Source organism: Erythrobacter sp., assembly GCF_038133525.1.
GTDB lineage: Bacteria > Pseudomonadota > Alphaproteobacteria > Sphingomonadales > Sphingomonadaceae > Qipengyuania.
Genome location: NZ_JAYPTL010000105.1, coordinates 1 through 6036, shown reverse-complemented (window position 1 = coordinate 6036; position 6036 = coordinate 1). Strand labels below are relative to the sequence as shown.

6 protein-coding genes are annotated in these 6036 nt (G+C 62.3%); all 6 read right to left on the bottom strand.

Annotation, left to right across the window (positions count from 1 at the left end; all coding sequences use genetic code 11):
* Positions 1-162 precede the first annotated feature (162 nt).
* Positions 163-633 carry a DUF411 domain-containing protein gene (locus AAFM29_RS16430; RefSeq protein ID WP_341713830.1) on the bottom strand — a complete coding sequence of 157 codons (471 nt, stop codon included), beginning with the start codon at positions 631-633 and terminating at the stop codon, positions 163-165.
* Between the two features lie 42 nt (positions 634-675).
* Positions 676-1107, bottom strand: a complete 432-nt coding sequence (locus AAFM29_RS16425; protein ID WP_341713829.1) for a DUF1330 domain-containing protein — start codon at positions 1105-1107, stop codon at positions 676-678.
* A gap of 11 nt (positions 1108-1118) precedes the next feature.
* Positions 1119-1664, bottom strand: a complete 546-nt coding sequence (locus tag AAFM29_RS16420; protein WP_341713828.1) for a pseudouridine synthase — start codon at positions 1662-1664, stop codon at positions 1119-1121.
* Complete coding sequence (locus AAFM29_RS16415) at positions 1661-2170, bottom strand: N-acetyltransferase family protein (RefSeq protein ID WP_341713831.1); 510 nt, start codon at positions 2168-2170, stop codon at positions 1661-1663. Before AAFM29_RS16415 ends, AAFM29_RS16420 begins: the two co-directional genes overlap by 4 nt.
* A complete protein-coding gene (locus tag AAFM29_RS16410) occupies positions 2157-3758 on the bottom strand; it encodes a long-chain fatty acid--CoA ligase (RefSeq protein ID WP_341713827.1) in 1602 nt (533 codons plus the stop codon). Before AAFM29_RS16410 ends, AAFM29_RS16415 begins: the two co-directional genes overlap by 14 nt.
* A gap of 128 nt (positions 3759-3886) precedes the next feature.
* A partial coding sequence (gene dnaE, locus AAFM29_RS16405; protein ID WP_341713826.1) for a DNA polymerase III subunit alpha occupies positions 3887-6036 on the bottom strand: 2150 nt, incomplete at its 5' end.

Genomic DNA, 6036 nt, shown 5'->3' with positions numbered 1-6036 from the left:
TAGCGATTTCGCGTTCAGATGGGCCGGCCGTAAATCTGTTCCGAACCCGCTTCCACCTGGCCTGCAAGCGCGCGGGTATCGGCAGACCTCGGTTCGAGCTTGATTGCACTCAATTCAGGCCACCCAATATCGGCGGCCAGTTGCAGTTGCTCTAGCGCAGGATCAGTGAACGTGTGCAGGTTGGCTGCCTGCATGGGTGGCCCACACGCTCAGCTTCCCGTTACGACCGATTAGAACCGTCTGGTAGGTGGGTGTCGCGCGGCCTGGCGTTTCCATGCCTGGAGATCCGGCGACCATTCCTGGCACACTAAGTCCCACCGCATCGGGCTTCTCTTTCAAAAGGCGACGGATGTCTTCGGCAGGGACGTGACCCTCAATGACGTAGCCCGCAATCTTTGCAGTATGGCACGAACGTAACCTATCGGGCACGCCGGCAGCCGTTGCGATGGGGGCGGTATCCTGAACATCGCGAACCTTGAGGGTGAAGCCCGCCGCCTCCATTCGAGCGACCCATTCGGTGCAACATCCGCACCACGGCGTCTTAGCCACATCCAGGGTCGCAGCGGCAGCAACCTGTGCGCAGGCGATCAGAGCTAGCGGCGCGAGAATGAAACTGAAATTCCTGATTTTCATCATAAGCTCCTTGGCGGCGACTCCGTCAAACCGAGATACGGGCTAAAACCCCTCGCCACCCTCACCCGGCTTGAAGCGGATCAGCCGACTGTCGACCAAGGCTGCGGTGCGGTTGACCACGGCAAGCTGGTAGCCGGGGTCCTTGATCATCTCGAAAAAGGCGGCGCTGTTCGGGTATTGCGCGACGAAGCCGTCGTTCCAGCGCATGCTGTCGGGACCGGTGACCATCGTCTGGAAGGCACCCCGCCACACGATCGTGCCACCCACCCGGCGAAAGATCGGTCCGCTCGTCTTGCCGTATTCCTGATAGGCGCGACGACCGCTCCACCCCTTGCCCGCATGCTCATGCCCCTTGGGATATTCGGCCTCGTCGCGATAGAGCAACAGGTTGAGCATGTGGATCGGCTCGTCGCGCGGTAAATCCTTGAACGTGTTGAAGTTGGCGGGGCTTGGATCGATGAAGGTATCGCTCACGAATCTCTCCTCTAGAGGTCGAGCACACGGTATTCGCCCGGGGCGAGTCCGTCCACGCCCCATTGGCCGATCCGCCAGCGGACGAGCCGCAAGGTCGGCAATCCGACTGCCGCGGTCATCCGCCGTACCTGGCGATTGCGCCCCTCGCTTATCTCGAGCGCAATCCAGCTGTCGGGCACGTTCTTGCGGAACCGCACCGGGGGATCGCGCTCCCATAGCACCGGCGGATCGATGCGCTTGGCCCGCGCGGGCCTGGTCATCCCATCATTGAGCTTCACACCTCGGGCCAGTTTCTCGAGCGCTTCGTCGCTAGCCTCACCCTCGACCTGCACTAGGTAGGTCTTGGGGAGCTTGTATCGCGGATCGGCGATGCGTGCCTGCAATCGCCCATCGTCGGTAAGGAGCAGAAGGCCTTCGCTATCCTTGTCCAGCCGCCCGGCGGGATAGACGTCGGGCACATCGACAAGGTGCGCCAGCGTATCCTCGACGCCCTCCTTCCCGCCGGTAAATTGCGACAGCACACCATAAGGCTTGTTCAGCAAGACGAGCTTGCTCACGCGACAAGTTCACGCTGCATATAGACGGTGTCGAGAATGCGCCCGAACTTGCGCCCGACCTTCTTCATGCGCCCCGCATGCTCGAAACCGCAACGCGCGTGGAGCGCGACGGAGGCTGGTTCGCCGCCGCCAATCACCGCGATCATCTGCTCGAATCCACTCGCTCGCGCTGCGTCGATGAGAGCTTCGAGCAGACGCCTCCCAAGGCCGGCACCGCGCAAGTCGGGGTCGATATAAATGCTGTTCTCGCATGTATGCGCATAGGCCGCACGGTCGCGAAACTGACTGGCGTAGGCATAGCCAGCCAGCACGCCGTCGACCTCGATCGCCAGAAACGGCCAACCCCGCGCAAGGATATGCGCGATCTTCTTCTCCCAGAACGCCGCATCGGGCGCCTCGGTATCGAAGCTCGCCGTGCCGTGGGCAACATGGAAGGCATAGATTGCCTGCACCGCCGCAGCGTCCGCGGGGACGGCCGGGCGGATTGCAATGTCAGCCAAGCGTATAGTCCGCAAAGCGGTCGCGCAGGTCCTTCTTGCTGATCTTGCCGGTGGCGGTGTGCGGGATATCGTCGACGAACTCGACTGCGTCGGGCAGCCACCACTTGGCGACCTTGTCCGCGAGATAGTCGGTGATCTCCGCGCCAGTGCAATCCACGCCAGCCTTCTTGACCACGAACAACACCGGACGTTCATCCCATTTGGGGTGCGGCATGCCGATGCAGGCGGCCTCGGCCACGGCAGGGTGGCCGACAGCTGCATTCTCAAGCTCGACCGAGCTGATCCATTCGCCGCCCGACTTGATGACATCCTTGGTTCGATCGGTCAGTTGCAGGGTCCCATCGGGATGGATCACTCCGACGTCGCCGGTATCGAACCAGCCATCGGGCGTGGTCGCGTCCTGCTCTGCCTTGAAATAACGCTTGAGCACCCATGGCCCGCGGATCTGCAAGGCTCCCGATGTCTCGCCATCGCGCGGCATTTCCTTGGTCGGATCGTCGAGCGAGACGATGCGTAGTTCGACGCCGTAGATCGGACGCCCCTGCTTCATCGTCTTGGCAACCTTCTCGTCGAAACTGAGGCTGTCCCAATCGGCGGTAGGACCACCCACGGTGCCGATCGGTGACGTCTCGGTCATGCCCCAGGCGTGCTGAACCCGCGTGCCGTTCTTCATCAGCCGTTCGATCATGAACTTCGGCGCAGCCGAGCCGCCAATGGTCGCAGCCTTCAGCGGCGGCAGATCGATGCCCTGGGCATCGCAATACTGGAAGTGCGCCAGCCAGACGGTCGGAACGCCGGCGCTGTCGGTCACGCCTTCGCGCATCATCAATTCGTGCAGCACCGCTGGGTCATTGACCGCGCTGAAGACAAACTTAATGCCTGCCATGCCGCCCGAATAGGGCAGGCCCCAGCTGGCAGCGTGGAACATCGGGACCACCGGCAGCATCACGCTCGACGGAGTGAAATTGAAGGCTGTCGTCTGCAGACCAGCCATCGCGTGCAACATCGTCGAGCGATGCTCATACTGGACACCCTTTGGATTGCCGGTGGTGCCACTGGTGTAGCAGATCATGCACGGGTCGCGCTCGTCGCCCCCAACCCATTCGAAATCGCCATCCTGCGCACCAATCCAGTCCTCGAAGGCCGGCGAATGCTCACTCGAATCGTAGCAGATGTAGTGTTCCACCGTGCTCCAGCGGTCCCGCATGCGATCGACGATCGGTTGGAACGCCGCGTCGTATATCAGCGCTTTGTCCTCGGCATGGTTGACGATGTATTCGAGCTGGTCATCAAACAGGCGCGGGTTCACCGTGTGCAGCACCCCACCCATGCCCGCTACACCATACCAGCTGACGAGGTGGCGCGAATGGTTCATCGCCAGGCTCGCAACCTTGTCACCCTTCTTCAGGCCGAGGGCGAGCAGCGCCTGCGCCATCTTCTTCGCATCGCGGCGAATACCGGCCCAGTTGGTACGCGTTTCGCTACCATCGGCCCAGCGGGTCACGATCTCGCGATCCCCGGCCTCGCGTGCCGCGTGATCGACCACGTGGGTGATCCGCATGGTCCAGTCCTGCATCGCTCCGAGCGCCATCATCTCTCCTCTCGATCCCCTCCCCACCATTGCGAAGAGACGCGGGCGCCTGTCAATCCATCATCGCACGGTGCCGCATCCGCAGCTTCGGGACCAGGATTGCTTCGCCTGCGGCTCGCAATGATTGACGATCAGGCGACGAGTCTGAGATGACTCCCTGCTCGCCGCGCTGTCAGCTGCACCTTGGCAAGACCGAGGACACTTGCCAAGCGTTCGGCAAGGTTTCCGTCGACGTTGAATGTGCGACCAAGGATCATCAAAGGCGGGGTTTCGGCCCCGGTCAGCATGGTCGCCTGAACCTCGTCGCATCCCTCGCCCGTCGCGGTCAGTTCGATCGCGAGCTGCGCCAGGGCGTCGGTGTCGCTAATCTCGAGCGACAACAGCATGGGCGTCGATCCACGCACCTCCGACAGCGGCACCGCACCGCGAATGGTGATACGCGGCGGTTCATCTGGGCTGGGGCTGTCGAGTTCGACCACCAGCTTTACGCAGGCCTGGTCCTCTGCCCATTTCAGGAACGACTCGACCAACCCCTCCTCGAAACAGGCCGACGAAAACTGGCCCGAGCTATCGGAGAAGTCGACCCGGACGAAGGGCTTGCCACGCTGCGTTGTGCGCTTGGTCGCCTTTTCGACCATGGCGGCCATCACCGCGCTGGTTCGCCCACCCGTGGGCGCACCACCCGTCATGAGCGAGGCATAGCTGCGCGCCCCCTGAGCCGAGGCCACCGTGCGCCAAGCCTCGACCGGATGCTCAGCAAAGTAAAAACCAAAGTTCTCCTTCTCGCGCGCCATCTGGTCGGCCCGGCTCCACGGCTCGACCTCCTTTAGCCGCAATGTATCTTCCTGTTCCTCGTCACTCCCGCCAAACAAAGCCGCCTGACCGCTTGACCGCTCGCGCTCGGCAGCATCGGCCACTGCCAGCAACATATCTGCATTGGCGAATATCTTGGCGCGATTGGCCTCGAACTCGTCGAGCGCACCAGCACTGGCCAGTGCCTCCAACTGCCGTGAGTTCATCGACCCCTTGGGCAGGCGTTCGAACAGGTCCTGCAAGCTCGCGAACCGGCCCGATGCCTCGCGTTCGCTCACAATCGCTTCCATCGCGCGCTCGCCGACGTTGCGAATACCCGCCAGGGCATAGCGTACTGCATAGCCTTCGTCGGTCTGCTCGACAGTGAATTCGGCTTCGGAGTGATTAATCGAGGGCGGCAGTACCTTCACGCCGCCCGGCTTGCCGGGATAGCGACGCGCATCGTCAACGAACACCGCCAGCTTTTCCGATTGGTGCATGTCGAAGCACATCGACGCCGCGTAGAATTCCTCGGGGTAATGCGCCTTGAGCCAGGCCGTCTGGTAGGCGAGCAGCGCGTAGGCGGCGGCGTGCGACTTGTTGAAACCATAGCCGGCGAACTTGTCGATCAAGTCGAACAGCTCGCTCGCCTGCTTCGGTTCGATACCTGACTCGGTCTTGCAGCCCTCGATGAAGCGGGCGCGCTGGGCATCCATTTCCGCCTGGTTCTTCTTACCCATGGCACGGCGCAACAGGTCAGCATCGCCGAGCGAATAGCCGGCAAGGATCTGCGCGGCCTGCATCACTTGTTCCTGGTAAACGAAAATGCCGTAGGTCTCGGCCAGAATACCCTCGAGCTTGGGGTGCGGGTACTCGATCGGCACCTCACCCCCCTTGCGCTTGCCGAACAGCGGAATGTTGTCCATCGGACCCGGGCGATAGAGCGAGACGAGCGCGATGATGTCGCCGAAGTTGGTCGGCTTCACCGCGGTCAGCGTGCGCCGCATGCCTTCCGATTCCAGCTGGAACACGCCTACCGTGTTACCGCTCTTCATGAGCTCGTAGACTCTGGGATCATCGAGCGCGAGCTGGCTGAGTTCAATCGCCACGCCGCGCCTGGCGAGCAGGTCCACAGCCTTCTTCAGCACTGAAAGCGTCTTCAGCCCGAGGAAGTCGAATTTCACCAGGCCGGAGCTCTCGACATTCTTCATGTCGTACTGCGTTACCGGCATGTCCGAGCGCGGATCGCGATAGAGCGGGACCAGTTGCGCCAGCGGGCGGTCGCCAATGACCACGCCCGCCGCGTGGGTCGAGCTATTGCGCGGGAACCCTTCGAGCTGCATCGCCAGGTCGACCAGGCGCCTCACCTGATTGTCATTGTCGTATTCACGCTTGAAGTCCGCCGCCCCATTCAATGCGCGCGGCAGCGTCCACGGATCGGTCGGATGGTTGGGCACCATCTTGCAGAGACGATCGACGTGGCCGTAGC

What these genes read in the sequence shown, in the direction of transcription:
- AAFM29_RS16430 (WP_341713830.1), bottom strand. Translation starts at nt 633, where the DNA reads ATGAAAATCAGGAATTTCAGTTTCATTCTCGCGCCGCTAGCTCTGATC.
- AAFM29_RS16410 (WP_341713827.1), bottom strand. Translation starts at nt 3,758, where the DNA reads ATGATGGCGCTCGGAGCGATGCAGGACTGGACCATGCGGATCACCCAC.